22 protein-coding genes are annotated in these 25,504 nt (G+C 55.0%); 7 read left to right on the forward strand and 15 right to left on the reverse strand.

Features of this window, described 5'->3' with window-relative positions; translation table 11 throughout:
• Positions 1 to 27 precede the first annotated feature (27 nt).
• Complete coding sequence (locus RGB73_RS27175) at positions 28 to 1,857, reverse strand: phosphoenolpyruvate hydrolase family protein (RefSeq protein WP_310766256.1); 1,830 nt, start codon at positions 1,855 to 1,857, stop codon at positions 28 to 30.
• Between the two features lie 425 nt (positions 1,858 to 2,282).
• Here RGB73_RS27175 and RGB73_RS27180 point away from each other — a divergent pair, with 425 nt between their 5' ends.
• On the forward strand, positions 2,283 to 2,765 hold the full coding sequence (locus RGB73_RS27180; RefSeq protein WP_310766257.1) for a DinB family protein: 483 nt from the start codon (positions 2,283 to 2,285) through the stop codon (positions 2,763 to 2,765).
• Between the two features lie 30 nt (positions 2,766 to 2,795).
• On the opposite strand, the gene RGB73_RS27185 is transcribed toward RGB73_RS27180, so the two are convergent.
• The 5 genes from RGB73_RS27185 to RGB73_RS27205 all read right to left on the reverse strand — a co-directional run bounded on the left by RGB73_RS27185 (position 2,796) and on the right by RGB73_RS27205 (position 9,512).
• Positions 2,796 to 4,391, reverse strand: coding sequence for a SagB family peptide dehydrogenase (locus tag RGB73_RS27185; RefSeq protein WP_310774572.1), 1,596 nt, complete (start codon positions 4,389 to 4,391; stop codon positions 2,796 to 2,798).
• Positions 4,392 to 4,461: 70 nt separating this feature from the next.
• Positions 4,462 to 6,408: a TOMM precursor leader peptide-binding protein gene (locus RGB73_RS27190; protein ID WP_310766258.1), complete on the reverse strand. Its 1,947-nt coding sequence runs from the start codon at positions 6,406 to 6,408 to the stop codon at positions 4,462 to 4,464.
• A complete protein-coding gene (locus RGB73_RS27195; protein ID WP_310766259.1) occupies positions 6,405 to 8,351 on the reverse strand; it encodes a putative thiazole-containing bacteriocin maturation protein in 1,947 nt (648 codons plus the stop codon). Before RGB73_RS27195 ends, RGB73_RS27190 begins: the two co-directional genes overlap by 4 nt.
• Positions 8,352 to 8,551: 200 nt before the next feature.
• Positions 8,552 to 8,869 (reverse strand): heterocycloanthracin/sonorensin family bacteriocin, encoded by a 318-nt coding sequence (locus RGB73_RS30710; RefSeq protein ID WP_396136146.1) that lies wholly within the window; start codon positions 8,867 to 8,869, stop codon positions 8,552 to 8,554.
• A gap of 283 nt (positions 8,870 to 9,152) precedes the next feature.
• Positions 9,153 to 9,512 (reverse strand): DUF805 domain-containing protein, encoded by a 360-nt coding sequence (locus RGB73_RS27205; protein WP_310766261.1) that lies wholly within the window; start codon positions 9,510 to 9,512, stop codon positions 9,153 to 9,155.
• Positions 9,513 to 9,799: 287 nt separating this feature from the next.
• Between RGB73_RS27205 and RGB73_RS27210 the strand changes: the two genes are divergently transcribed.
• Positions 9,800 to 10,234 (forward strand): DUF488 domain-containing protein, encoded by a 435-nt coding sequence (locus RGB73_RS27210; RefSeq protein ID WP_310766262.1) that lies wholly within the window; start codon positions 9,800 to 9,802, stop codon positions 10,232 to 10,234.
• A 136-nt stretch (positions 10,235 to 10,370) separates the two neighbouring features.
• Here RGB73_RS27210 and RGB73_RS27215 read toward each other — a convergent pair whose 3' ends face one another.
• The 5 genes from RGB73_RS27215 to RGB73_RS27235 form a co-directional block, all read right to left on the reverse strand.
• On the reverse strand, positions 10,371 to 11,693 hold the full coding sequence (locus RGB73_RS27215; protein ID WP_310766263.1) for a haloacid dehalogenase-like hydrolase: 1,323 nt from the start codon (positions 11,691 to 11,693) through the stop codon (positions 10,371 to 10,373).
• A gap of 64 nt (positions 11,694 to 11,757) precedes the next feature.
• Complete coding sequence (locus RGB73_RS27220) at positions 11,758 to 12,480, reverse strand: amino acid ABC transporter ATP-binding protein (protein ID WP_310766264.1); 723 nt, start codon at positions 12,478 to 12,480, stop codon at positions 11,758 to 11,760.
• Positions 12,473 to 13,132, reverse strand: a complete 660-nt coding sequence (locus RGB73_RS27225; protein ID WP_310766265.1) for an amino acid ABC transporter permease — start codon at positions 13,130 to 13,132, stop codon at positions 12,473 to 12,475. Before RGB73_RS27225 ends, RGB73_RS27220 begins: the two co-directional genes overlap by 8 nt.
• 37 nt (positions 13,133 to 13,169) lie before the next feature.
• Positions 13,170 to 13,973: a transporter substrate-binding domain-containing protein gene (locus tag RGB73_RS27230; RefSeq protein WP_310766266.1), complete on the reverse strand. Its 804-nt coding sequence runs from the start codon at positions 13,971 to 13,973 to the stop codon at positions 13,170 to 13,172.
• Positions 13,974 to 14,131: 158 nt separating this feature from the next.
• Complete coding sequence (locus RGB73_RS27235) at positions 14,132 to 15,025, reverse strand: LysR family transcriptional regulator (RefSeq protein ID WP_310766267.1); 894 nt, start codon at positions 15,023 to 15,025, stop codon at positions 14,132 to 14,134.
• A 136-nt stretch (positions 15,026 to 15,161) separates the two neighbouring features.
• On the opposite strand from RGB73_RS27235, the gene RGB73_RS27240 reads away from it, so the two are divergent.
• The gene (locus RGB73_RS27240; protein ID WP_310766268.1) at positions 15,162 to 16,220 is read left to right on the forward strand and encodes an ornithine cyclodeaminase family protein; all 1,059 of its coding nucleotides are present in this window, start codon (positions 15,162 to 15,164) and stop codon (positions 16,218 to 16,220) included.
• A gap of 18 nt (positions 16,221 to 16,238) precedes the next feature.
• Positions 16,239 to 17,363, forward strand: coding sequence for an aminotransferase (locus RGB73_RS27245; protein ID WP_310766269.1), 1,125 nt, complete (start codon positions 16,239 to 16,241; stop codon positions 17,361 to 17,363).
• A gap of 56 nt (positions 17,364 to 17,419) precedes the next feature.
• Here RGB73_RS27245 and RGB73_RS27250 read toward each other — a convergent pair whose 3' ends face one another.
• Complete coding sequence (locus tag RGB73_RS27250) at positions 17,420 to 17,992, reverse strand: uracil-DNA glycosylase (RefSeq protein WP_310766270.1); 573 nt, start codon at positions 17,990 to 17,992, stop codon at positions 17,420 to 17,422.
• A gap of 183 nt (positions 17,993 to 18,175) precedes the next feature.
• Between RGB73_RS27250 and RGB73_RS27255 the strand changes: the two genes are divergently transcribed.
• The 3 genes from RGB73_RS27255 to RGB73_RS27265 all read left to right on the forward strand — a co-directional run bounded on the left by RGB73_RS27255 (position 18,176) and on the right by RGB73_RS27265 (position 21,825).
• Complete coding sequence (locus RGB73_RS27255; RefSeq protein WP_310766271.1) at positions 18,176 to 19,276, forward strand: RDD family protein; 1,101 nt, start codon at positions 18,176 to 18,178, stop codon at positions 19,274 to 19,276.
• Between the two features lie 503 nt (positions 19,277 to 19,779).
• Entirely contained in the window at positions 19,780 to 20,595 is an 816-nt protein-coding gene (locus RGB73_RS27260) for a MerR family transcriptional regulator (RefSeq protein ID WP_310766272.1), read from the forward strand.
• A gap of 24 nt (positions 20,596 to 20,619) precedes the next feature.
• Positions 20,620 to 21,825: an MFS transporter gene (locus RGB73_RS27265; RefSeq protein ID WP_310766273.1), complete on the forward strand. Its 1,206-nt coding sequence runs from the start codon at positions 20,620 to 20,622 to the stop codon at positions 21,823 to 21,825.
• 77 nt (positions 21,826 to 21,902) lie between these two features.
• On the opposite strand, the gene RGB73_RS27270 is transcribed toward RGB73_RS27265, so the two are convergent.
• From RGB73_RS27270 to RGB73_RS27280, 3 genes are read right to left on the reverse strand one after another with little or no spacing between them, the layout of a single operon-like run.
• Positions 21,903 to 23,030: a class II histone deacetylase gene (locus RGB73_RS27270; protein ID WP_310766274.1), complete on the reverse strand. Its 1,128-nt coding sequence runs from the start codon at positions 23,028 to 23,030 to the stop codon at positions 21,903 to 21,905.
• A complete protein-coding gene (locus tag RGB73_RS27275) occupies positions 23,027 to 24,334 on the reverse strand; it encodes an MFS transporter (protein ID WP_310766275.1) in 1,308 nt (435 codons plus the stop codon). The genes RGB73_RS27270 and RGB73_RS27275 overlap by 4 nt, the downstream gene beginning before the upstream one ends.
• Before the next feature lie 6 nt (positions 24,335 to 24,340).
• Positions 24,341 to 25,504, reverse strand: a complete 1,164-nt coding sequence (locus tag RGB73_RS27280; protein WP_310766276.1) for a Glu/Leu/Phe/Val family dehydrogenase — start codon at positions 25,502 to 25,504, stop codon at positions 24,341 to 24,343.

Genomic DNA, 25,504 nt, shown 5'->3' on the forward strand with positions numbered 1-25,504 from the left:
TCCCAAACAAAAGAACGGACTGTTCTCTCACTTGGGAAGAGGCTCGATGCCGTATTTTTTCATTTTGTTAAACAGCGTCCGTCTGGTAAACCCCAGCGCTTCCGCAGCCTTGGTCCGGTTCCAGGAGTGCTTGGCCAGCGCCTCGAGGATCCACTCTTTTTCCAGCGATTTGAGCGGCTTGACGGTTCTTTCTCTTGCCCGTTCATTGATTCCGCCGGCACCCCACTGCACGAGCTGCAGATGTGCAGGCAAATCCTCCAAACCGATCCGGTCGCCCTCACACAGGACAGATGCCCGCTCCAGCACATGCTCCAGCTCCCTGACATTCCCCGGCCAGTCGTAGGCGAGCAAGGCATCAAACGCTTGCGGCGTCAGTCCGTTGATCGAAGACTGGAATTTCTCGTTGATCTTCTTCAGAAAGTGGCTGACCATCAGGGGGATATCCTCTTTCAGCTCGCGGAGGGGCACGGTCTGAATCGATACGACGTTCAGGCGGTAGTACAAGTCTTCGCGAAACCGCCCTTCCTGGACGTCCTTCCACAGATCCCGATTGGTAGCGCATACAATTCGCGTGTCGACCTTAATCGTCTTGCTTCCGCCCACCCGCTCAAACTCGCGGTACTGGATCGCCCGCAGCAGTTTGGCCTGCGTCACCAGACTCATCTCGCCGATCTCGTCCAGAAACAGCGTCCCTTGATGCGCCAGCTCGAAGCGTCCGATTCGCTGCTGGATCGCTCCCGTGAACGAACCTTTCTCATGCCCGAACAATTCGCTCTCCAGCAGCTGCTCCGGCAGGGACGCACAGTTCACTTTGATGAAGGCGTGTTTGAAGCGGTCGCTGTTGTAGTGAATGGAGCGCACGATCAGTTCCTTGCCCGTCCCGCTTTCCCCTTGGACCAGGACGTTCACATTCTTTCCCGCTACCTTGCTGATGATCTCGTAGATCTCCTGCATCGCCCGGCTCTGCCCGACGATCTCGTCGAAGCGCATCTTTTTTTGCAGCTCTTTTTTGAGGTAGCGGTTTTCTTCCACCAGCACGCCGACTCTTTTAAACTCGCCGATGACACCTTTGATCCGCTCTTCGGTAGGGATCCGCTCAAAGGTAGATCCGCCGATCACCCCGATCGCGCTCGTCTCCAGGTAAAAGTGGCTGGCGTGCTCGGGGGAGACGATGGGGCCGCCGTAGACCATGTGCAAGCATTCCGGATTGACCTCTTTGGCCGCCTGGAAGATACCGCCGGCCATGCGAACGGCTTCCGGGATGCTCATGCCGTGCTTGATCCCGGTGCCGCCCCCGATCGTCCAGCCAAAGTGGGCGCAGACCACATCGACACCGGCCGCTGCCATCGCGCGGGCCTGCTCCTGGGTAAACACGAATCCGATCGTAAACAGCCCCCGCTCGGCGCACTCCGCCAGGAAGTCCACTTCCTGCTGAAAGCCCATTCCTTCCGCTTCCAACAGCTCTCGGACGGTTCCGTCGATCAGCCCCACCGACGGAAAGTTGTTGACGCCCTGAAAGCCCGCCGCGATGATCTGGTCAATCAACACGGGACGATGAATGGTCGGATCCGTCGCACACACCCCGAAGATCACGGGCTTTTCCCCTGCATGGGGCAGCACTTCCCGCGTGCCTACTTTCATCACCATCTCGTTGCTGTTCGCAAAGGGCAGCAGAGAGCCCAAAGACGACACCCCCGCATTGCGAAACAGGCTGGCGTGCAGGACCAGCAGCAAATCGGCGCCGCCCTCCACCGCCTGCTTGGCCGAAAAGCCCGACCCGGTTGCTACCCCAATGATCGGCTTGCGTTTTTGGATCGAGTCTGTGAGGGTTTTGCGGATGGCTTCCTTTGCATTCATGGCTGCCTCGTCTCCTTTCCTGGTTGATTCGCTGCTCGCTCTTTCTTGTCCGTGTACCCTTTCCCCTTTCGAGAAGAGATTTCCTGCACGCATGGGAGAAAAGAGCTCGAGCAAAGACGACTTTGATTCCTTTGATTGTAGATCGAAACGGGGAGTCTGCGGGCGGCAAAAGTTTCCATTCGGTGGCTTCAATGGTTTATGATGAAAAATGAAAGAGAAGGGCTCCATGCCCGAAGGAGGGGGAGTTGTATAGGATGGTTCATTCTGGTCGTGATCGCTCATTTGCCGGTTCTGTATCGAATTCATAGACGTCTGGATGCCTTGGAAAAAGAGGTCGCCAGACTAAAAGGCGAGAAAAATTTGCACTAGGATTCGGGAAGGCAAATCCGAAATCTCCACTCGAAATCCAGAAGGGAGGGCTTGCTTTGATCGCGTTTTTTGAATACAACTGGCAGGTGCGAGATGAATGGTTCGACTGGTGTGCCCAGCTATCGGCGGAGGAATTGCTGAAGGAGCGTACGGGTGGGGCAGGAAGCATTCTCTATACCCTTTTTCACATCATGGATGTGGAGTACAGCTGGATTCGCGGAATTCAGGGAAAGGAGGATGTGACCGTTGCGTTTGCTGATTATGCTACGCTGGAACGGATAAAAGCTCTTTCCAACCAATGGCGAAGGGAGGTGGCCGAATTTTTGCAATCGGATCTCGAGCAACTCAGAGAAAAACTCGTCCGCGTACCTTGGGATGAACGTACATACACCGGGAATGAGATCCTGCACCATGTCATCGCCCACGAAATTCATCACATCGGCCAGCTTTCCGTGTGGGCGCGGGAATTGAATCTGAGCCCTGTATCTGCCGCCTTTGTGGGGAGGGAGTTGAAACCAAGACAAATCAAAAAGGCATGAGACCGGTACAACACCAGCTCATGCCTCCCCTCACCCAAACAACCTTCCCTCCAGCCGCGGCCGATACCGGTAAGGACCGACCGGCACCTGGATCAGGCACGTTAATCCCCGGGCCTCCAGCTGATACAGTTCATCGCAGGAAATCGCATCAAATCCGAGCAGCGGATGTCCTCCCAGTCCAATGGCTCCCGCAGCCAAAAGCAGCCTCTGCACGAGCATGCCTGCCTCCATCTGCAGGATCCGATAGCCCCTGTAGCCGAGCTCCTTCAGAAGGAAGTCCCTGTCACCCGCGACGTGAAAGCAAAGCGGCACCTGAAACAAGTTGACATTGTCCATCGACATCCCTTGCTGCAGCCATAGCCGCTGATCCCCCGGACGTATCGGCTGCAAGGCATGCAAGGCAGCATCGTAGCGGTAAGCGCCGTCGGCTACGCCCTCTACGCCATGCAGACAGACGTAAAGGGAGACCCGCATGCCGCTGTTTTGAGGCGTCCGGTCCAAATCGTTCCGGTACGAAAAAGCAGTGGTGGTCTCTCGCAGCAAAGCGGCAAGCTCCGAAAGCGTTACCTTCCCCCACGTGAAATCCAACTCGGGCGAAACCCGTTTTCGGCAAATTTCCGCCAGATCGTAGCTCAGCTTTTCACCTATAGGCAGCTCCAGCTCCCCTGCTCGATCCGCCTGCTCCCCGTCCTCAACCCCGAGCGCGCTGCGGAACGCATCGGCCGTTTCCATCCAGGAGGCTTCATTGATCGCAAGCAGTTGCGGGTACTCCTTGATTGTGCGGGACCGGACGTAGTGGCGGTGCTCCAGCTTGGGCAGCTCCTGGATCAGGTCAGCCGCAGCCGCTCCGCTGGCCTCAGCTTCCCCTTTCTCCGTCGCCTTCCCTTTGGGGAACCAGGCTTTCCCCGGATCCGCCGACAGGGGGATGACAGCGTACACGCTCTCCTCTCGTTCGGACAATCCGAGCAGATGATGTACCGCCCGATCGAGAAACTGGAAGTGCACTCCCGCTTCGTAGCCAAACCGCTTCGCCACTTCCAGCAGCTGCCCAATGGCCACGCCCGCATCCAGCCCTTGCAGACGATAGGCAAAGCTGCTGTATTTAAAGTAGTTTTTCCAAAACATGGTCGATACGAAGACCGTCGCAAAGCAATCCGAAACGTCGCAGCGACCGCCGAGAACGCGAGCGAGGTAGGAATCAAACCGACCTGGGCGCAAGAGGACCAAGCGATGATGCGCCGCGTCGTAATGGTAGATTCCGCTGCCGTTGTCGAGCTCTTCGCCCCGTACATAGACGTACAGCTCGCTCGGATACAGCCCGCCGCCCGAGGGCAAAAAACGCCGGAGCGATTGCATAGGCCACCCTTCTGGAACGGTTACCGATTGAGTGATTTGCGCAAGTCCGTACACGTACCACAGAAAGTGGCCGAGATCGCGCCATTCGGTACCAGCCGGCCCCGCCTTACCTGCCATGATCAAGGGCACCTCCAGCGAAAGGGGAATGGCCGGCAAGCCTCGATACAGCTTGTATGGCAAGGGAGCGTCTGTCCAATCGACTTCAAAGGAAGGCGGCTGTTCCTTTTCCGGGCTGTATTGCAAGTGGCGCAAAAACGCCTCCAGATTCATTTTTCTTCCTCCTCCCGCCGCTTGCTGCCCTGCACCTTCCGTTTCGACCTTCCCTGCCGGCAGGTTCTTTTCACGGAAACGGATGCGGGTGCGGATTGAGCTGTTCATAGGTCAGCGGCCCCGACGCATACCCGAGCTCCATCGGCACCCGCAGCACTCTCTCCAGCCCGGACACGCGGGTGAGATGATGGCCAAACGTCATGGGCAGCATCCCCGGGATCAACACCCGTACGCAATGCAAGCCGTTGCGGGAGATTTCGGGAGTCGTTTGGTCCACGACAATCACATCGAGGTTCAGCCGGCGAAACGTCCGAAGCAGTTCTTTCAAATCATCCGTCAGGTCGGCGTTTCTGTCTCTTTCCCCGAATGCCTGGGCAAACGTCTGCAGTGGACGAGTGCCGCCTAGCAGAAAATGCAGCCGTTCTTCCGCCTCGGTCAAAGCGTACAGCATGGAGTGATCGTCCATCTTCTGCACCAGGGACGGGTTGTGAAGCATTTCCAGATAGCGATCCCGGTTCGCCTCGAATTTGTCCGAAAGCGGCAGCAGCATCGCCGCGACCTCAAACAGCGAGCTTTTTACCGCCCGTATCGGATCTGGATGGGCCCCGCCCGCGCAGATCAGGTTTACTCCCGCTTGGTTGTTCGCTTTCTTCGCAATCGTCCAGACGCTCGGAATTCCACTTTCCAGCGTCGCATTAAACAAGTGGATCTCGTATCCCGCCGCCGCCCGGATTCGTTCGATCATCAAGCTCAATTCCTCGTCACGAGCAGAGTCGGGATCCAGTCGGGGGAGGCCGAGCCTCGCATACCAGGTCAGCAGGAAGGAATCCCGCTCCACCACTTCCAGAATGCCGTAAAAGATCGCTTCCTCCAGACTTCCGCCAAGCGCGCAGCCGTTTGACGTCTCAAAGACGAAGCCATCCCCCGTGCCCAGGCTGTAATAAGCCAGCAGCTCCGGTACCAAAAGCGGGCGCTCCTGCAGAAAGGAGTAGCCCCATACCCAGTCGAGCGGACGATCGGGGTGAAAGGGCTGGAACGGAAAGCCGGGCAAGTCGTACTGCTCCTTCGTGTGCAGCCCGACCGTCGCGGGATCGAGCGCCTGGTCACGGAGCGCGCGGTAGCTGTCGCGGACGACTGTCCGTTTGCCGCGGGGCATCATGCCGCAGTAGCGCTCCAAGCCCTCCAGGATGGCGGCCATCTCGCTGTCCTCATACGAGTGAGTCCGGCCGGCCGTGGACTCATCGCCCCTGAACAGCGGCAAATTTACGCCCACGTCGGCAAACGGCGATACGAGATCGCGCATCTTGCCGTTGATAAAGCCCGTCCGGTAATCCAGATAATCGGCTTTCAGCACCTTTTTCAGATCGCCCAGCGAACGGCAGCGATAGCTGTCGATATGGGGCTTGGGGTTTGGTTGAAGCGAGATTCGGGCCGCTTCTGCACTGTCCTCGGGAAGATGGCCGCAGACGTCGCAGGACGGATCCGGCAGGACAAAATGGCGCGAGCTCCTGAGTGTTTTCAAATGGAGCAGGTATACGTGCCCTTCCGTATGGGCCCGCCCCCCTGCCAGCACCCTCTGCGTCTCCGCCGCGATCACCTCCGCCATTTGCATCAGCCCAGACCGGGAAGCCCATGCGTCCCGCGGCATGCCGCCGTACTCGCCGAGCCTGCGGGCCAGCTCCCACATCTCCTTTCGGTCGCGCCCCGCCATGAGCTTTCGTCTATCCGCACAGCGGGAGCAGCCCTGCCCGCCCGGACGCACCAGCGGTCCGATCACGCCTTCGCCAAAGGAAACAAAGCCCCGCAGCCACGGAATGCCGGATGACAGCATGAGCTTTTCCGTCTCCCGATGGACGGAAGGGTGCCAGGCATCGTGCAGCACCAGGGCCAATCGCGTTTCATTCGCCACTCCTGCCGTCCAATCCGGCTGGCGCACGACCGAAAACGACGCGGACAGTCGATCGCTCACCAGCTGTGCCAGCTGTCCGTCTCCGACAACCATGACGACTCCGCTCACCTGGATTCCTCCTTTCGCACCAGCACACCGTACACCCCGGCCAATCCCTTTTTAAACAGGGGCTCCAGCTCCAGCTCGAAAATGTCTACCCGCCTGCCCTGCTGCATGAGCACGTCAAGAGCGGACTTCACCGCCTCGGTATGCCCTGCTGCCGGTTCTGTCGGGATAGCAAGGCATTGCTCCAACGTTTCCTGCACATGGGCAACGGTGGCAGTTCCAGCCTCGTGTGACAGCTCTCCTTCGTTTTGTATGGCCATGATCGCCAGCTGCAGCGACTGGCGCAGGGCCCTGGTCACATTCAGCCCGACACTGCCGTGCCAGCTTCCATTCGCCTGGACCCATACGACCGGGAATCCGAACACCTTCTCCCCCAGTCCGACCAGGGGCGCTTCCTCCATCAAGGCCAATGCGTCCCAAAAATAGCGGCAGCGCTCATCTTCCACCTCTCCCAACCGGACAGGTACGATTGACGGTTTTCCTGTCTCCCTACTCTGCTTGCTCCATTCGTCCGCCAAGCACGCCTCGATTCCCCGGCATACAGCCTCGGAAGCCGTTTCGCCCGCGCCAACCCCCATAAATTCAGCGGGTCCCAGCTCCCATTCGATGGAGGAAGCTGCCAGGACTTTGTCCATCAACCGGGAAGCATACGCTTCGATTCCAGCCAGTCCCGCTTCTTTCCTGGCCTCTTCGTGCGTCAATCCGGAGAGGATCCTTTTCGGCAGCAGTCCGGCCGGTCCATCCCCGATAGGGTCGGCTGCCTGCACGCAGCATTGGGCAAGCGGGAGCTGTTTCAGGTCTTCCTCCTCGTACGTATGGAAGATCCCCGTTTCCGCCGATGTCAACGTATTGAAAAAAGAGAGCACGCCGTCCGACTCTACTGGCTTAGGCTCGCTTTCCAGGAGGATCGCAGCCTCCTCCTTTCGCATTAGACGAACGTTTCCGGACACCAGTGGATGAACCGCAAATGAATGCCAGTTTCCCTCCAGCGTCTCCAGATCAAGCAAAAAAACCTTGTTTTTTTCCGAGTCGCTCACACCGGCAGCGGTCTTCAACCATTCAAACGCCACCACGTTCGCCAGCAGCGCACCAGCGGGAGCAGAAAAAGCATGGAGATCCGGATCTTTTTTTACCGCCGATTGGTGCAGTCGACGCCACATCGACTCCCAGCACGCCTCTTCGCCCGGCGACACAAGGGGTCCCGCGAGGCCGATCTGCTCCGCAAAGATTGCAGGCAAAAACAGCTTGCCCTCGTCTCTGCACAACGCTTGCAGCTGCCGCAGTTCTTCGATGTTTCCTTGCTGCGACACGTACAGGACGGCCTCAAACGGCTGCAGAGCCTCACACAAGCGGCTCACGTCCCCGTCTGGCACAGGGAGCTCCTCAACAGCGACTTCCGCGTCCATACTCCGGGCGTGTCCAATCAGCTCCTCCAGCCTCTGCCGATTGGTCGGCACCTCATCGGTGATCAGCAGGTGGAATTTGGGCAGGCCAGAATCGAGCAGCGCCGCTACCAGCGAGACAAAGAAGGGGCCGCAGCCCGCTGCAAGCACGTTCGACTGGCGAAATTTCATGAACCGATATGCTCCGGAATCGGCGACGTTGCTCAGAAACTCGATTTGCGTCCCATACCGCTCGAGCACCTTGTCCGGCAAGGAATGCGGGCGCTCCTGGCTTGCATCCTGAGCGAATCCATTGTGAAACAGGCTCCCTGCGATTTCAAAAACCCGGTCCCGGTATTCGTCTGGAAGTCCGTCCGTGAGCTCTTCCAGCGTATACTCCCCATTGAACATGGGCAGAAGCCGCTCCACCCATTGATCGATCATCCTGCCTTCCATCCGGAACGAACCGACGTTGTTTCGGAAATACACGCTGCCATGCGGATCGGGGAGAAAAAACGTGTCCCTTTTCACCTTCAACCGCATCGAAGGGGGCAATTTCGTCATGTCACTCCTCCTGACCGTTTCCCGTCCTTATGCCTTTGCACGTTTGATCGCTTTCATCGTCATTTTATGTAGCCCTCTTTGTCCCTCATGCCAGTTGGCAAAGAGATAGCCCCCGCAGGCATCCGTCCGTGCTTGGCAGGGGCTGTTTTCCGATTCGGCGGTTCAGTGGGCCATACCCGGTAACAAGAAGCAGGCTGTCTTCAAATAAAGCAGTTGAAGAAACAAGGAAAGAAACAACTGCAAAAACAGCTGCAAGAACAACTGCACGAACAACTGCACGAACAACTGCAGGAACAACTGCAGGAACAACTGCACGAGCAGCGTGCACATCTGTGGCAACCCCCGCAGCGTCCGCGAACCATCATCGCATCTTGCTGATCAGCATTATCCCAAGGCGTTACTTCCTCGCTATTAAATGAATCCACCTGCAATTTTTTAATTTCGTTTTTGAAATCATCCATGTGTTCCACCTCCCGTATATACGAACGGGTTTCCTCTCCACCTACGCGGATACCCATCGTCGTTTTATACCTTAGGTGTATGAAACATGGGCAGGTGCTGGTTACAATGGCAGGCGCCCATTTTTTGTGTGCAGGCCAGTTTTGCCGTCTCCCCCCGGCCTCATGCGAAGAAGGAAAGACCTATTTTCCCCTTGAGAAAACCATGACGGAAGAACCAAAACATCTTTTCTCTGAAATAAAATTTCATGATGCGACGACGCTACCTTGAACAGCCGAAGCATTTGTTCCAAAAAAAACAACAACCTCCACCTGAATTCAGGGGAGGTTGTTGAACCATTCGTTAGATAGAAGCGCCTGCTCCGTTTTTCGGATTGACTCCGTACTGGTTGTCTTCCGTGCTGTCCAAGCACAGGAATACCAGCAAGACAATCGTGCCGATGACGGGGATCAACGAGATGAGGATCCACCAGCCGGTTCTGCCTGTATCGTGCAGTCGGCGCACGATCACGCCAAGGGAAGGAAGCAATACAGCCAAGGAGTAGAGTCCGCTCAACACCGAAGGAATACCGATCAGGTTTTCCACGATAGCCAGTACCGTATAAATGATGACATGAAACAGGACAAACATCCAATACTCCTTGCGTCTAGCCCTTCCTGTAAAACCTACGTAGTTCTTAACTACTTTCAAATACCACTCCACGCAAAAATCCTCCAATCTTTTCCAAAATTTTTATACACCTGGTTATTTTACCATTGAAGCACATGTAAAAAAACTACATTTTTTCACCTTTTTCCATTTAGTTCTTTGGTAGTGCATGCAATCCGGGACGTTAGTAGCGCAGAATCTGTCAAGAACCGACGTAAAAAAAGAGAGACCCTGGTCTTGGTCGAATCTCATGCTTACTGCGCAAAATCGCTTCGCCCCCACTACCACTCGGCCTGCTGACCTCCCCACGATACGAGGGCAGGTAGAAAAAGGAGAATGACATGATCGTCACCACAATCGGTTTCTCCAAAAAATCACTCCGCACCTTTGCCACGGCCCTGCAGCACCATCAGGTAAACCGCGTCATTGACACCAGACTGCAAAATACGTCACAGCTGGCTGGCTTCGCCAAGAAAGAGGACCTCTCCTATATTTTGGAGCTGCTGAACATCGAGTACCTCCACGAGCTTTCCTTGGCGCCGACGGAAGAGCTGCTCAAGGCCATCAAGCAGAAAGAGGTTTCCTGGAAGGAGTTTGAGACGACGTTTCTCGATTTGCTGCAGCAGCGCAAAATCGAAACGAAGATCAATGACTGGGTCGGCGACAAGGTCCCCTGTTTTCTGTGCAGCGAAGAGAAGCCCCACCATTGCCACCGAAAGCTGGTGGTCGAGTATTTGCGCGAGTTCGATCCTCGGATGGAGATTGTGCATTTGTAGGCAGCCCCAAGCGTCGATTTGGGCGATTCTTTCTACCCCTATTCCTATGCGAAAGAAATCGCGAAAAGCCCTCCTTGAAGAGGGCTTTTTGTGTACATGAGCGGATTTTCCATGCTCCGCCTTTCCTTCTGTTTCCTTATTTCAAATCCTCATTCAGGAGAGCTTCTTGATTCGTTCCAATCCTGATCGTAGACTCGGCTGGCCTCCACAAGCCGGTGACTTCATCCACTCCCTGGAGGACGTATTTGGGATTGCTTTTTCCAATTTGGGATGCAGCTTCTTTGGAAATGTTGCCGAAGTCCCCGCTGCTCAGGTGGTTGACGATCAGCCCGAGCTCAATCCCTTTTAATAGAGTAAAGTTCCCGTAGTCCGAATTGCTGTCCCCCGCTACCAGAATCGGATCGCGTCCGCCGCTTTTGACGGCGATTTCCTTGCGAATCAACTCAGCTTTCCCTTCCCGATACGTAAACGGATATTCCTTTTTGTACAAGGGCTGATACTGATTCTGGGCGTTTTGCTCCAACCGCAAGCCAAACACGTGGTCTTTTGGAACGTTGTAGCCAAACTCGGGGCTGGACGCGATGGCCTCCACGACTGGTTCAAAGCCTGCCGAAACTACGTACACATCGATTCCGTTGCTTCGGAGTGTGTTCATCAGATTGGAAATTTCAGGCGCCAAACGCATTCCTTCCACGTAGGAAATGCTGACCACGCCGGCCTCTCCTGCCATTGACGCGGGGCTCGTCCCTTTCACCTCCGAAATGGCCGAAGACAAGCTGTGGCGGTGAGAAGCCGTCGCCAATTCCACCACTTCTGCTTCCGTCATGTTCGCACAGAAATAAATTTCCCACGGGTACGCAATGTTCGCTCCGTACGCCTTGCTGATGGCTCTGTACAAGAAGTAAAGCTTGATTTTGAAATCGTGGAACTGGTCCGTCTGGCGAATTTCCTCAAGGGTGCTGCTGCCCTTGAAGCCCTCGTAATGGGCATACAAATAGTCGTAGTCTCTCTTCAGATCGTTCGTTATTTGCTCCAAAGTTATCGGCTTTCCACTGTCATTTTTCACACCGGTTAAAACGCCGCTTGGGACAGTGAGCTTGACCACATTCGCGAACTCGCTCGGAGTCAGCTTGTAAGCCAGCTGGTCCATCTGGTAGAGGAAAAATTTATCCGTCACGTCGTTGATGATGCTGGTATCGTCCCAGTCGAACGCGGCATAAGGCTTCGCTTTGACGTCGTACCCCGGGTTGTTTTTGCTGTATTTTTCAATCACGTTTTGCACGGCCGTATACGTCGCAGGCGCCCACTTCCCCTTGTCGAGCACCGCTGGCACTTCCGCTTTTTGGGCTTCCCTGGAGATCTCGCCCGCGAACGCCCCGGTGCCGGGAATGCTAACGCCAATAGCAGCCAGCAGCAGCGCGCCCACCATGACTTTTTTTTGTTTCGACGAACCCTTCATTCCGTTTCCTCCCCTTTATCGTGAAAGATAGAACACCGTACCTTCCCTGAAGCTGGAACGGAACCTAGAGCATCTTCTCCAGAAACTGCCGGGTCCGTTCGCTTTTGGGATTCGTAAAAAACTCTTTCGGAGAAGCTTCCTCGATCAGCTGTCCTCCGTCCAGGAAGCAGATGCGGTCAGCCACTTCCCGGGCGAAGCCCATCTCGTGCGTGACGATCACCATGGTAATCCCTGTGTGGGCCAACGATTTGATGACTTCCAGCACTTCCTTCACCATCTCCGGATCCAGCGCAGAGGTCGGTTCGTCAAACAGCATGATCTGTGGCTCCATCGCCAGCGAACGGGCGATGGCTACCCGCTGTTTTTGCCCTCCCGACAATTTTCCCGGATACACGTCCACCTTTTCGCGCAGCCCGACCTTCTCCAGCAGCTCCATGGCCTTTTGCGTCGCCTGCGGTTTGGACACCTTCTTCACGGTTATCGGCGCATAAATCATATTTTCCATGACCGTTTTATGGGGAAAGAGGTGAAAGTGCTGGAATACCATCCCGATCTGTTGGCGAACCTCCATGATATTGGTTCCGGGCGAAGCCAGATCACGGCCATTCACATACACGTGCCCGCTCGTCGGCGTTTCCAGCAGGTTCATACACCGCAGCAGCGTGGACTTTCCCGAACCCGACGGACCGATGAGCGCGACCACCTCTCCCTTCTCGATCGTGGTGGAAATACCCCGCAGCACTTCCAATCTTCCAAACGACTTATAAACATTCTCGACCTTAATCACTGCGGCGAAGCCTCCTCTCCAGCCCGCGGGCGCCCCACGTCATTGTCACAATCATCAGATAATAAATCAGCCCGACAATCAATAGCGGCTCGAAGTACAAATATTTTTCCGCAGCGATTATGTTGGCCCGGCGCAGCAAATCCGCCGCCCCGATCGTCGAGACGAGGGCCGAATCCTTCAACAGGTTGATCCCTTCGTTTACCATGGCCGGCAAAATGTTTTTCATCGCCTGGGGCAGGATAATGTCCCACATCATTCGGTTGTACGGCACCCCGAGCGCCATCGCCGCCTCCCTCTGTCCCTTGTCCACAGCGAGTATGCCGCCCCGAATCGTCTCGGACGTATAGGCAGCCGAATTGAGCGCGAAGGTGATCACCCCTGCCTGCAAAGCGGATATATCGTACTGCAGGAGCTGTGGCGTCGCAAAATAAATCATCGTCAATTGCAAAATCAGCGGCGTCCCGCGAAAGACCGATGTGTAGGCAGTGGCCAGCCCCTGGAGCGGCTTGACCGAGGAGATTTTGCAAAGCGACAGGAGTACTCCTAGCAAAAAGCCGAAAATAGCAGACAACAGCGTAAATTCTAGGGTGACCAGAATTCCTTCGAAAATAAACGGGACTTTCGGGAGGATCTGGTCAAAGTGCAGGTTCACATCCCATCACACCTTCTCTTGTTGGTAGGCCCAGCCGTTATTTTTTTCCGAACCACTTTTCCTCCAGCTTTTGCAGTTCTCCCTGATCCTTTAGCGCTTGGACGGCTTTGTTGAATTCCTCCACACGCTTGGAGCCTTTCGGGAATGCGATGGAGACGTCGAGTCCCTCCAGATCGTCCAGGGAGCTGTAAGCCAGCTCGTTGTTGGCTTTGACGTAATCCTCCGCTACCAGGTCTTCGACGATGACGCCGTCGATGCGGTTGGATTTCAGCTCCTGGATCAGGTCGGGCACCTTGTTGAGACTCACCAGGTCCATCCCGCCTGCCTTTTGGGCCGCCGCCTCCTGCGAACTGCCGAGCTGAACCCCTATTTTCTTGCCCTTGAGGTCGGAAATGCTTTTGTACGAGTTTCCGCTCTTGTACACAACCGCAAATTTGGTCTTGTAGTACGGATCGGAGAAATCCACATTCTTCCTGCGCTCTTCCGTCGGATTCATGGCGGCCATGACAAAATCAAACCGATTTGCCTGAAGGGCGGAAAGCAAGCCTGTGTAATCCATGTCTTTTATATCCAGCTCGTAATTCAATTCCTTCGCGATCGCTTTGGCCACATCGATATCAAAGCCATCGATCACGTCATTGCCGCTCGATGTGTCATGGAATTCAAACGGCTTGAAATCGGCGGAAGTCGCCATCGTTATTTTCCCTTTGAAGGCATTGCTCTGACCTTGACCGGTGTTCCCGGCTTGTCCCGCGGCTTGCTGATTTCCCCCTCCGCATCCGGATAACACGCCGAACGCCAGAGCTGCTGCTATCCCCCACAGGCATATCGCCTTTCGCATGAACCCACCCTCTTTTTTGATTTTTTAAAATAGTAGCACGATAGATTCGCGAGGGAACAATTGTAATGATTTATGGTAACCATTGTGAAATCTTATTCCTGCCGCTCTGCTGAAAAAAGAAAAACCCGACATTCGCGGGAAATGTCGGTTCGGCTGTTCTAGCTTTCCTTGCTTTCTGCCTGGGCCGTCTCATCCCAGCCCTCCACCACCAGCTCGGTGAACGATCGGATCGTCACCTCGTCAGCGCGGTCCTTTAGCGTGATGATAAAGGTCTCCAACGGTTGACGAAAGCGGTGCAAGGGAACGATCTCTCCCTTTTTCAGCTCCTCACGGATGAGATCCACGCTGATGATCCCCACACCTGTACCGTTCAACACCCCTTGCTTGATCGCTTCCTCACTGCTGCTCTCAATCACGGACAGCGGTTTTGGCGTAATTTCCTCCATGCAGCGGTCATAGAGCCCATCGAGGTGGTAGCTTTCTTTATAGATCAACGGATATTTTTGAAAAACAACGGACAAGTCAGCGCTCTCGAAAAGGTCTCTGCTCGTTACCAGGAGCAGCTCTTCCTCGTCCAGCAGGGTAGCTTCGATGTCATCGCTCTTGTGGTTCCCCGCGATCACTCCTACATCCGCTTCGTTGGACGTAATCATCCGGATCACATCCACACTGCTGCTGGAGACGAGCTTCAGCTTGACCTTGGGATGAAGCGAGACGTAGGAATGGATGAGCAACGTGAGAAAATGCGTCCAGTAGTATTCCGGCGCAGCGATGACGAGCTTGCCGTTGGGGCCGTTCAACAGGTTCAGCGCCTTGTCCATCTCGTCCCTGTAAGCCAGCAGCTTGTCCACGTGCTGTTTCAGCACTTTTCCGGCCGGCGTCAGATACGTTTTCTTCCCTACCCGGTTAAAGAGCGGGTGGCCGATCTCCTGTTCCAAATTCCGAATCTGCATCGTGATGGTCGGCTGGGTATAGCCGAGGATCTCAGCGGCTTTCGTCTGATTGAGTTGGTCTGCGACGACCTGAAAGGTTTTCAGCGTCCGAAGCTCCATGTTCTTCCCCCCTCATCCGGCATTCTCTAAGCATTTGTGATGGTAACTATAAAAACCCTCAATTTTTATAGCCCGTAGCCTGTATGTTAAAGTCAAAGCCATAGCATTTCAACCACTTTCAAAGGGAGGGTCAACCTTGCTGCCTTTCAGAGTCGTCGATCAGGAACACGTAGAACAGCTGCTTGATATGAAACATGTGATCCAACTGGTTGAACGCTCCTACACCTTGAAGGAGCAAAACGAAGCGGCTTTGTTCCCCTTAGTCTTCCACGAATTTTCTCCCGGAGTAGCAGATATGGACATCAAATCCGGCCACTTGACCGGAGCCGATATTTTTGGCTTGAAACTGGTGTCGTGGTTTGGCGGGAATCCTGCGAAGGGCCTGCCCCCGCTCGTCGGTTTTGTCCTGGTGCTCGACAGCCGGACCGGAGTCCCCGTCGGAATGATGGGCGGAGAAGCCGTCACTTTGATGCGGACGGGAGCTGCCGGCGGAATCGGGGCGAAGTATTTGGCAAGAAGGGACTCGGAGAATTTGCTGCTGGTCGGCTCCGGCCACCTCGCCCCGTTCCTGATCATGTCGACACTCATGGTCATGGAGCATATCAAAAAGGTGACCGTCTATAATGCCCGTTCGCACGAAAAGGCGGTATCTTTCTGCTCTTCTCTCAAGGACAAATTGAAGGAAAAGTTTCTCGCCCCCTACGAGGCAGACGCCGAGCTGTATCGTACGCTGCTGCGCCGCATTGATATAATAGAGGTGGCAGCAGCAGATGACATCCAGCGGGCGACAGAAGAGGCCGACATCATCCTGACGGCGACGCCTTCTCGCCAGCCGCTCATCAAGAAGGAATGGGTAAAGCCGGGAACGCACTTGTCCTGCGTAGGCGCGGATATGGAAGGAAAGCAGGAGATTGACGAAAATCTGTTTCCGGCTGCCCGCGTATTCGTGGATGACATCACCCAAGCTGTCCATGTGGGCGAAACGGAGGTCCCGATCAAAAAGGGGACGTTCGCCAAGGAAGACATTGTCGCGGAAATCGGCAGCGTCATCCTGGGCAAGACGCCTGGCAGGCTTTCCGATGACGACATTACGATTTACGACAGCACGGGCATCGCTCTTCAAGATTTGATAACCGCAGATTACATTTTGAAACAGGCGGAAGCACGCGGAATCGGCGTTGTCGCCCGCCTGTAAATCAGAGGAGGCTGTGTTATGGAAATCAAAGCTTTTTCCGTAGAGGAATGGATGAATGCCTACGAAATGAGCGCGACCTACAATATCGCCGAGACCTGCGTGGACTCGCTCACTCTCGAGGAGCTCGTCACAATGGATGGCACCAACCCGGACGAATTTTTCCGTTCCCTGTACAGCAAAAAGCTGACGTACGGCCACATCGAAGGTTCTCCTGAATTCAGGCAGCTGGTGGCCGGACTCTACACCTCCATCGAACCGCACAACGTTCTCGTCATGAATGGAGGCATCGGCGCCAATTTCCTGGTCTTCTACTCGCTCGTCCAGCCTGGAGATCACGTCGTCTCCGTCCATCCGACCTATCAACAAATTTACGAGGTACCCGCATCGTTTGGAGCGACCGTCGACCTGCTCAAGCTGCGTCCGGAAAACAACTTCCTTCCCGACCTCGATGAGCTGCGGTCCCTTGTCCGCTCCAACACGAAGCTGATCTGCATCAACAATCCGAACAACCCGTCCGGCGCGGTCATGGAGCGGGACATCCTGGAGCAAATCGTCGAGATCGCCCGTTCCTGCGGGGCTTACGTGCTCTGCGACGAAGTATACCGCAATCTTTTGCAGGACGACGATGCCGACGTGCCTTCCATCGCGGACCTGTATGAAAAAGGCATCAGCACGTCCAGCGTGTCCAAAGCCCTTTCGCTTGCGGGCCTTCGCCTGGGCTGGATCGCCGCCCCGCAGGAAGTCATCGCGGAGTGCATGAAGCATCGCGATTACACGACGATCAGCTGCGGCATGCTGGACGATATTCTCGCGGTCCACGCGCTGAAAAACTACGACAACATCCTGAAGCGAAACCGCAAAATCGTACGGGACAACCTGGCCATTTTGGACGAATGGGTCAAAAATGAGCCGCTCTTCTCTTATGTAAAACCGCGTGCCGGGACGACCGCTCTGTTGAAATACGACCTGCCCGTTCCGTCGGTCACCTTCTGCACCGGACTCTTGGCAAACACAGGCGCCTTTTTGACGCCGGGCACCTGCTTTGACATGGAAGGCTACGTGCGTATCGGGTATGCGTGCAGTACGGAAATGCTGCGGGAAGGCTTGACCAAGCTGTCGGAGTATGTACGGACATTAAGGTAACGGGGTTTGAAAGGGGAAAAGGCAAGGGCCTGTGGGTCCTTGCCTTTGTTGTGCCCTCATCTGGTTTGATAGGCCGACGCAAGAAACCGCCAATCCTCTAAAAAATGCAGCCATAGGTTGGGACGCCTGCGTACAGCCAGCGGATGGTAGGAAACAGCTGTTTTCATCCCCCTCGGCGAATGCCAGGCTTGCCGTAGCTTTTTCACGTCGGCCTCTTCGCTGGCGAAAAAGGACTGAACCGCTACATTTCCCAAACAAAAAACAAGCCGGGGCGACTTGCTCTCCAGCTGCACCAGCAAATGCTGCAAGCATCTCTTTCGCGCTTCCGCCTTGTCGTATGCTTTGATCGGACGCCGTTTCAACACATAGGTGACGTACAGATCCTGTTCGCGAAACCCGGCCTCAAAAGCCGCCTTTTGCAGCGTCTCCCTCGTCCCGCATAGAAACGGACTTCCTTCCCTGTCTTCCCTTGCTCCCGGATTATCCAGCAGGATCATCACAGGCGCATGCGGATTGCCCTCTCCCCAAATCAGGCGGGATCCATGCTCGTAAAGTCCGCAATCCGTGCAATCCGCGACTCCTTGCGGCGGCTTTTCCTCCGGCCACAATGCCGGGCAATGCTGGTCCATTCCCTCTCACTCCTGTTCGCTTCATTCGGTCCCCTTTTGCACAGCATGGCGTGCGTTTCCTGATTTCAAACGTACTGGACCTTGATCCCAATTACTGCTCCTTCGCCCTTTTCCACGATTGACAAAACAATTTCTGGAATGGTTCAATGTAATTTGTTTACATTTTTTCAGGAGGGCACCAAATTGGAGAACCATCCATCACCGCAGCCAGTAACGGCAGAAGCTGCCCCCGCGGCACAGCCGGACAGCTTCGCCCCGATCGAGCCACCAAACATGGCTGCCTTGTCCGAAACATACGGGTCGTCCACTTTCTTCAGAAGATGGGGCGCCCACGTCATTGATCACATCCTGCTAGCTTGCTTTCTGCTTGGGATGTCGTCGTTCGCTGAACAGTCCGGGGAAACATGGGCCGTCTTTCTCATTCTCGCTCTTTTGATCGGCATCCCTTGTTATTATGTGCTTTTGGAAGGGCTCACCGGGTTTACGGTCGGAAAGCTGGCTCTTCAAATAAAAGCGGTGGATGCGGATGGACGGCCGCCGGGTTTGGGGAAATCGTTCATCCGTTCGCTGCTTCGCTTCGTCGACACGAACCCCTTGCTCGTCGGCGGGTTGCCTGCCGGGATCAGCGTACTCGTGACGAAACGAAAGCAAAGACTGGGAGATCTGGCCGCCAATACCTACGTCGTGAAGCTGAAAGATTTGCCTCACGCGAGCAAAAAATCGACAGCGCGCTTCACTGTTATCTTTTCCATTGCGGCGCTTCTTTGCCTTATTTTTGGCATGTACGGCGTCGTCTCTCTCGCCAAAAGCACCCCCAAGGAACGGGTTTTTACCTCAAAAGACAAGCTGGTGCAGCTGACGGCAACCTCGGGATGGAGCAAGGATAATTCCCTCCATGAAGAAGCCAATCTCGTCATCTCCAACCGATTCGCAGACAAATATGTACTCGTGATCTCCGAGGCCAAAGACGACTTGGGCGATTCCCTGACACTGGAGGAATATGCGGAAATTGTCGAAACGAATTTCGATGACGAATTGGTCAATAGTTCGATCGGCAAATTCCGTCCTGCCATCGTCGACCACAATCCGGCCATACGATTTACCGTGAGCGGGGAAGTGGACGATGTAGATGTCACGTACATCATGACGGTCATCGAAACGCCGACGCATTTTCATCAGGTCATGGCCTGGACGGAAGCACGAAAATTCGATTCTCTCGAGGAAGAGCTGCTGGATATCACTTCGAGCTTCAGAGAGAGCGCGGATACGGCTGGAGAGTTATGATGCAAACTTATGAAAATCTGACACTGACAAACGTAAATGATGCTTGCTTGATCTCGAAAGTAGAGCGAGATCACTAGCTGTAAAAAACCGCCCTGAATGATGGCGGTTTTTTTATGCAGGAATTTTAGAAACCGGTATTCATGGCATCGGCACGTTATCCCTCTACCTTTTGTTGCTCCGTCCCCGGGATCATCCCGCTTTTCCCTTCTCGTTAACGACGAAATCTTGACAATGGTAAACCTCCTTTATTCGTTTGTGGAAAGTATATGGGGATCAACCCGCCGCGGATTGTACAGGAGTCTACTTCACTTTTTGGGGAAGAGCCTGATTTCTTCGGGCAAACAAACATCGCTGGCTCTGCTGGAAGCCTGCACCAAATACTCGGAGAATGGTAGGGTCAAAGTGGTCCCTTTTTCCCCTCACTTGACTCTCCCCTTAACTGGATAGTTATACTCGGTAAAGACAAATGGGTTTCCGATCTTTTCAGCAAGGAGGATGTTTCGATGTATAAAATCAGCGAGTTTTCGAAGCTCAGCCAAGTATCCGTCAAGACGCTTCGTTACTACGACCAGTTGGATTTGCTCAAACCGGCCCATACCGACAAATTTACAGGCTATCGATATTACTCGGCAGACCAGATGTTCCAGCTCCACCGCATTTTGGCTTTTAAGGAATTGGGCTTCTCACTGGAACAGATCCGCCGGATGATGGGCGAAAATATACCGCTCGACCAAATCCGGGGGATGTTCCGGATGAAGCAAAGCGAGATTCAATCCCTTCTGGATAAGGAACAAGCGAGACTTGCGCGGATCAAGGAACGTCTGAGCTACATTGAAAAGGAAGGGAAAGACATGGCCTCACTAGATGTCGTCCTAAAAGAAATGGATGAGCAACTCGTACTCTCGTATCGCCAAAAAGCTTCGCTGAAACAAATTCCCGAGCTTTTCGGGCAAGTGGACGATTATTTGGGAAGCTTTGGACTATCCTCGCTTACTCAAATGGTCATTTGGCATGGCTGCGATGAGTGCGAAGACGATATCGACATGGAGGTGGCTCGCGTGCTCCCCCACGAGATACCCGGCCGCTCTCCCTTTACCGTGAAACGACTGCCGAAGGTCCCCATGATGGCCACGTTGATCCACCATTGCCGGACGACAAGTCCCTGCACCGCCAGCACGGAGCTCGCGATATGGATCGAACGAAACGGTTATCGCATGGTAGAAAATGAGCCCAGACGCGAAATCTGCATTCCTCAGGAGGCTTCCGTTGATCCGGAAGTTTATGTCGCCGAGGTCCAGATCGCTGTCGAACGGGCTTGAGCAAACAGGGAAGGTGATTTTGCTTTGAACACACAACAAAAGCTATTGACTTTCAATCTGTTTTTATTGACCTTTGTTCTGGGAACAAGTGAGTTTGTCATTGTCGGACTCCTGGATGAGGTATCGACCTCATTGGGGATCGCCCTTTCCAAAGCAGGGGCCCTAGTCTCGGCCTTTGCCCTATCGTTTGCCATCGGCACGCCTGTCATGACGGCGATCTGCAGCCGATTCTCCAAATATCCGCTAATGCTTTCGTTAATCGGAGTCTTTATTGCAGGGAACGTCTTTACCGCTTTGTCCGAGTCGTATGCTCTTCTGCTTTTGTCCAGAATGGTCACCGCTGTGGTTACCGGTGTTTTGATCGCTCTGGCCATGACGGTTGCCGGCAGTACGATCCCTGCTGAAAAGAGGGGCAAGGTGATTTCGATCATTTTCGCCGGCTTCACGATTGCCAGCGTAGTCGGGGTGCCTCTGGGTACAGCCATCGGACAATGGGGCGGCTGGCAGATGGCCTTTTGGTTTACCTCCGTCTTGGGAGTCATTTCTTTGATCGCCAGCTCGGCGACGATACCCAAGGGACTGAAAGGATCGCAGAGCACCTTGCAAAAACAGATCGGATTGGTGACCCATTCGCGGATTGTCATCGCGTTCTTCATACCGGCGCTAAGCATTGCGGCTACCTATACCGTCTACACCTACTTGACGCCGCTGCTGCAAAATGTGCTCGCGGTCCCGGCGCGCTATTTGAGCCTGGTATTCATGCTTTACGGAGTTGTTTCCGTATTCAGCACGCTGCTGGGAGGCAAAATCGCAACCGCCAACGGAATGGGAAGACTGAGGTATGTGTTTCTGATTCAAGCCGCCATTCTCGCGTCCCTTTATGTGACTTCCCACTGGATTTTCGCAGCATTCATCAGCATCTCGTTCATAGCCCTCGTCGTTTATGCGATGAACTCCACCATCCAATTGTATTTCCTCGATCTGGCCGACAGACACTTCCCGTCTGCGAAAGAGCTGGCGTCTTCGCTGGCTCCCGTATCCGTCAACGTCGGAATTGCGATGGGTTCAGCGTTGGGCGGATTTGTGACGACGAGCATGGAGTTGATTGATGTTTCGTGGGTCGGGGCGATCCCTGCGCTTGGAGCTGCGTTGTTGACTTTTATCAGCTATCGGCTGGATCAGAGAGGTATGGCGAAGCGGGAAGCGGAGCAAGCGACCTGCTGTGTGTGAGATCGTGGTCTTGCAATAAAAGCAGCTGCAGCCTTGGGCTTGAAAACAAAGTCCCGGCTGCAGCTGCTTTTTCTACGTCATCCGCCATTCTCGTGAAGGACGGGCCAATGCTTGGCATGCTGTTCGCGCGCTTTCTCCAGATAAGACTGCTGATCGGGCGTAACCACATCGGTCGGCAACTGCCGGAGGGCGGGAGCGAACGGATCATCTACGCCGCTTTTGGCGCCGCTCAACGCTTCGATTATGCGCAGCGTGCAAAAAGGAACATAGGCCGCGCTGTACCCGCCTTCGTGGCAAGCGATGATCCTGCCCTGGCAACAGTCATCCGCCACAGCAAGCAGTTCCTCTGCCATGCGGGAATACCCTTCCGCGGTCACCATCATTCTGCCCAAAGGATCAAACAGGCTGGCATCCTGCCCCGCGGAGATGAGGATCAGCTCCGGCTGAAACTGCCGGAGCACGGGGACGGCGATGGTGCGGATCGCTTCCAAATATCCGGCGTCGGCAGTTCCGGCGGGCAACGGAATGTTGATCGTGTACCCGGTGCCGCGCCCGGCTCCCGTATCGTGCGGATTGCCCCGCATCGGAGGATATAGATACTCCTGATGGAGGGAAACAAACAGAACATCGGGATCGTCGTAGAACATGCTTTCTGTGCCGTTGCCATGGTGCACATCCCAATCCACGATCGCAATCCGCTTCAAGCCGTACGCTTGCTTGGCGTATTGGGCCGCGATCGCGATGTTGTTGAACAGGCAAAACCCCATACCTCTGTCTTTTTCCGCATGGTGGCCGGGCGGTCTGTTCAAGACGTAGGCATTGTCCACTTCCCCTTGCAAAACGGCATCGACAGCGCACAACCCTCCCCCTGCCGACAAGCAAGCGATTTCGTATGAACCGAGTCCAACCAGCGCCATTTCCCCCGCGTCCCCCGTCGTCTGGCTCAATCGCTCCACCCGCTTTATATACGCCTCGTCATGCACAGCGGCAATCTCTTCTACGGTAGCCATTCGGGGAGCGAGTCTCTCCAGCTCCCGAATGAACCCGGAACGCTCCAGCAGATTGATGACACGGCGCTTGGTTGCGGGGTTCTCCGAATGCACATCCGCTTCCACCCATCCGCCTGCAGGCAAAAACAAGGCGCCATTTCCCGTTTGATGCCAAAAGTAGCTTTCATCGCAAATAAAGCCTGTTTTTCTTTTCATTGCCGCATCCAGTCCTTTCCGGCCAGCTTCTGCTTCCGACGTTTCCAGCTGTACCCGGCCGCATACCAGACGATCATGGCGGCAGGCACGAGACTGAGAACGGCGAACACGCCAAAGACCACGTGCCCGAACCCGCTTTCCCATACGATCGGGGCCACCGGAGCGCCAGATTCTTTCAACCGGGTGATCCATATATTGCCGGCTGCCCCTCCCGTCTGCAGCGATGTCTCGACCATGAGGCTAAATAGACTGGCGGAGATGGAGCTTCCGATTACGGCGCCCCCCAGGCGGAGCATATTCAGCAGAGCAGAGCCGAAGCCGAGCCAGTGATAGGTGAATTTCTTCATCCAAGCCGAGGTAATGGAAATGATCACGATGCCAAGGCCAAGGCCGGCCAGAAAGGAGGCCCCCATATATACGGACAGAGGCGCTTCCCTGATGATATACAGACAAAAACTGGCCAGCAGACAGAAAAATCCTGTGCTGATCAGCCATTCCAGCGGCATTCTTTTCTCCAGTCTGCCGACGATCGCGACCGAAACGATGACGGCCAGACACAGAGGGGTGACGGTCAATGACACGCGTACACTGTCGTAATCGAGAAAATTGCCCAGCATGAACGGCAGCAGATACAACAGACTGTTCATGACAAACCCTGCAAAAAAATTGCCGATGAGGAGCATGTACGTCTCGCTTTCCTGCCAAAGCCGCGGAATACGATGAACAGGCGCTGCTTCGTCCTCCCTTGACTCTGGACGCGATTTCGCCATCGAGGCGATCATGCCCAGCAAGGACAGGGAAACCGCGACGCCGTTCAGCAAAAACGTGAATGGCCAGCTGGCGAAATGACCGATCACCCCTGCGCTGACGGGACCGCAGGCAGCTGCCAGCGCGCACGTGGCACTCCACGAGCCGATCGCGTGCGTGTAGCGTCCCTCTCCATATTGCCGCAGCAAAATCACGAGACTGACGGGAACGAGAATGGACGAACCGACTCCCTGGATGAAACGGCACCCAACCAAAAAGGCGAAGGACCCGCCGAGATACCCGAGAAAGGAGCCTGCCAGATAGATGGCCAGGCCGAACAGGAATATCCGGATATGCCCGTAACGGTCCGCCACTCTGCCCATGGGGACCATGAGCAGAGCGAACGGCAGAATATACAGATTCATCACCCAGATCGACTCAGACAGACTCGTTGCGTAATGCTGCTGGATCTGCGGCAATAGCACATACAGCAAGGTGCCGTCCTGCATCACAATGAACAGGCTGAGGAGGACAGAAGCCAAAAACAGCTTTTTCATCGCCGATCACACAGGCGCCTTCATTTCTTGCATCTGGCGTTCCTTGTACAGCATCTGCTGCAGGTGCGCCGAAGCGAGGGCGACAGCAATGATGCGGACGGTTTCCTGCTGCTCCATGCTCTGCGTCAACACGGTCCGGACCATCCTGCGTATCCGATTTGCCGATTCTGTCCACATGTGCTGAGGAAGAGCTTCCCCCGTAATGATCAGCCCAAACGACAGAGCCGAACCCGCATTCACCATGAAATCCGGCAGCACGAGCACCCCTTTTTCCCGAAGGATCTCATCCGCTTCCTGCGTGGTTGGCATGTTGGCCGCCTCCACGACGATCTTCGCCTGAATCGACTCTGCATTCCCTTCGTGGATCACCTGCGAGACGGACGCCGGAATCAACAGGTCGACGGGCAATTGCAGCAGCTCTTCATGAGTCAGCAGCTGCACGCGGTCAAGCTGCTTGCGGTCGATGCATCCGTTCGGCTGGCGAATGGCCAGCAGCTGATGGATATCCAGGCCCTCTTCCCGATAGATGGCTCCTTCCACATCGCTTACTGCTGTAATCTTTACTCCCTGCTCATGCAGCAGCTTGGCGATCTCACCGCCTACCGTCCCGAATCCGTGAACGGCGGCAGTCGCTTCGCTCAGCGGCAGCTGTATCAACTCGCTCGCCTCCAGCAAGCTCTCCATCAATCCAAAACCTGCCGTCCTCTCCATGTTGTGATCAGACAGCAAGTCGTTGGCCTGTACGCCCGAGCCGATCTCATACAGAACCCCACGATCGCGCAGGCGGTTCAATACCTTTTCCAGTGGGTCGAACTGGATGTGCGCATACATGGCTCTCACGTCATCCGCATACACGCCCATGTCCTCCCCGAGCAAAAGGCAGCTTCGAAGCAGCGGTTCTGCCATTCTCGCAAATGCTTCTATTTTCTTCTTTTTGTCAGGAGCGGACGGGTCTCCGACGATCCCGGCCTTGGCTCCGCCGAGCGGCAGGTTCATCAGGCCGTGTTTGAATGTCATGACTTCCGCCAAATCCCGCACTTCCTCAAGCGTAACCGTCGGGGACATCCGCAAGCCGCCTGTCGCGATGCCCCCGATCAGCCTGTCGATCACGATAAAGGCCGTCGTGTCTGTCTCCGGATCGTGCATCGTAATTTCGTAGTACGTATTCAT

The organism is Brevibacillus brevis (assembly GCF_031583145.1).
GTDB classification, from domain to species: Bacteria; Bacillota; Bacilli; order Brevibacillales; family Brevibacillaceae; genus Brevibacillus; species Brevibacillus brevis_E.

Bases quoted from the DNA above. Each gene is read 5' to 3' on its own strand.
- RGB73_RS27235 (WP_310766267.1), bottom strand. From the start codon at position 15,025: ATGGAGCTTCGGACGCTGAAAACCTTTCAGGTCGTCGCAGACCAACTC.
- RGB73_RS27185 (WP_310774572.1), bottom strand. From the start codon at position 4,391: ATGAATCTGGAGGCGTTTTTGCGCCACTTGCAATACAGCCCGGAAAAG.
- RGB73_RS27215 (WP_310766263.1), bottom strand. From the start codon at position 11,693: ATGAAGGGTTCGTCGAAACAAAAAAAAGTCATGGTGGGCGCGCTGCTG.
- RGB73_RS27260 (WP_310766272.1), top strand. From the start codon at position 19,780: ATGTATAAAATCAGCGAGTTTTCGAAGCTCAGCCAAGTATCCGTCAAG.
- RGB73_RS27270 (WP_310766274.1), bottom strand. From the start codon at position 23,030: ATGAAAAGAAAAACAGGCTTTATTTGCGATGAAAGCTACTTTTGGCAT.
- RGB73_RS27195 (WP_310766259.1), bottom strand. From the start codon at position 8,351: ATGACGAAATTGCCCCCTTCGATGCGGTTGAAGGTGAAAAGGGACACG.
- RGB73_RS27210 (WP_310766262.1), top strand. From the start codon at position 9,800: ATGATCGTCACCACAATCGGTTTCTCCAAAAAATCACTCCGCACCTTT.
- RGB73_RS27280 (WP_310766276.1), bottom strand. From the start codon at position 25,504: ATGAATACGTACTACGAAATTACGATGCACGATCCGGAGACAGACACG.
- RGB73_RS27250 (WP_310766270.1), bottom strand. From the start codon at position 17,992: ATGGACCAGCATTGCCCGGCATTGTGGCCGGAGGAAAAGCCGCCGCAA.
- RGB73_RS27230 (WP_310766266.1), bottom strand. From the start codon at position 13,973: ATGCGAAAGGCGATATGCCTGTGGGGGATAGCAGCAGCTCTGGCGTTC.
- RGB73_RS27275 (WP_310766275.1), bottom strand. From the start codon at position 24,334: ATGAAAAAGCTGTTTTTGGCTTCTGTCCTCCTCAGCCTGTTCATTGTG.
- RGB73_RS27175 (WP_310766256.1), bottom strand. From the start codon at position 1,857: ATGAATGCAAAGGAAGCCATCCGCAAAACCCTCACAGACTCGATCCAA.
- RGB73_RS30710 (WP_396136146.1), bottom strand. From the start codon at position 8,869: ATGGGTATCCGCGTAGGTGGAGAGGAAACCCGTTCGTATATACGGGAG.
- RGB73_RS27245 (WP_310766269.1), top strand. From the start codon at position 16,239: ATGGAAATCAAAGCTTTTTCCGTAGAGGAATGGATGAATGCCTACGAA.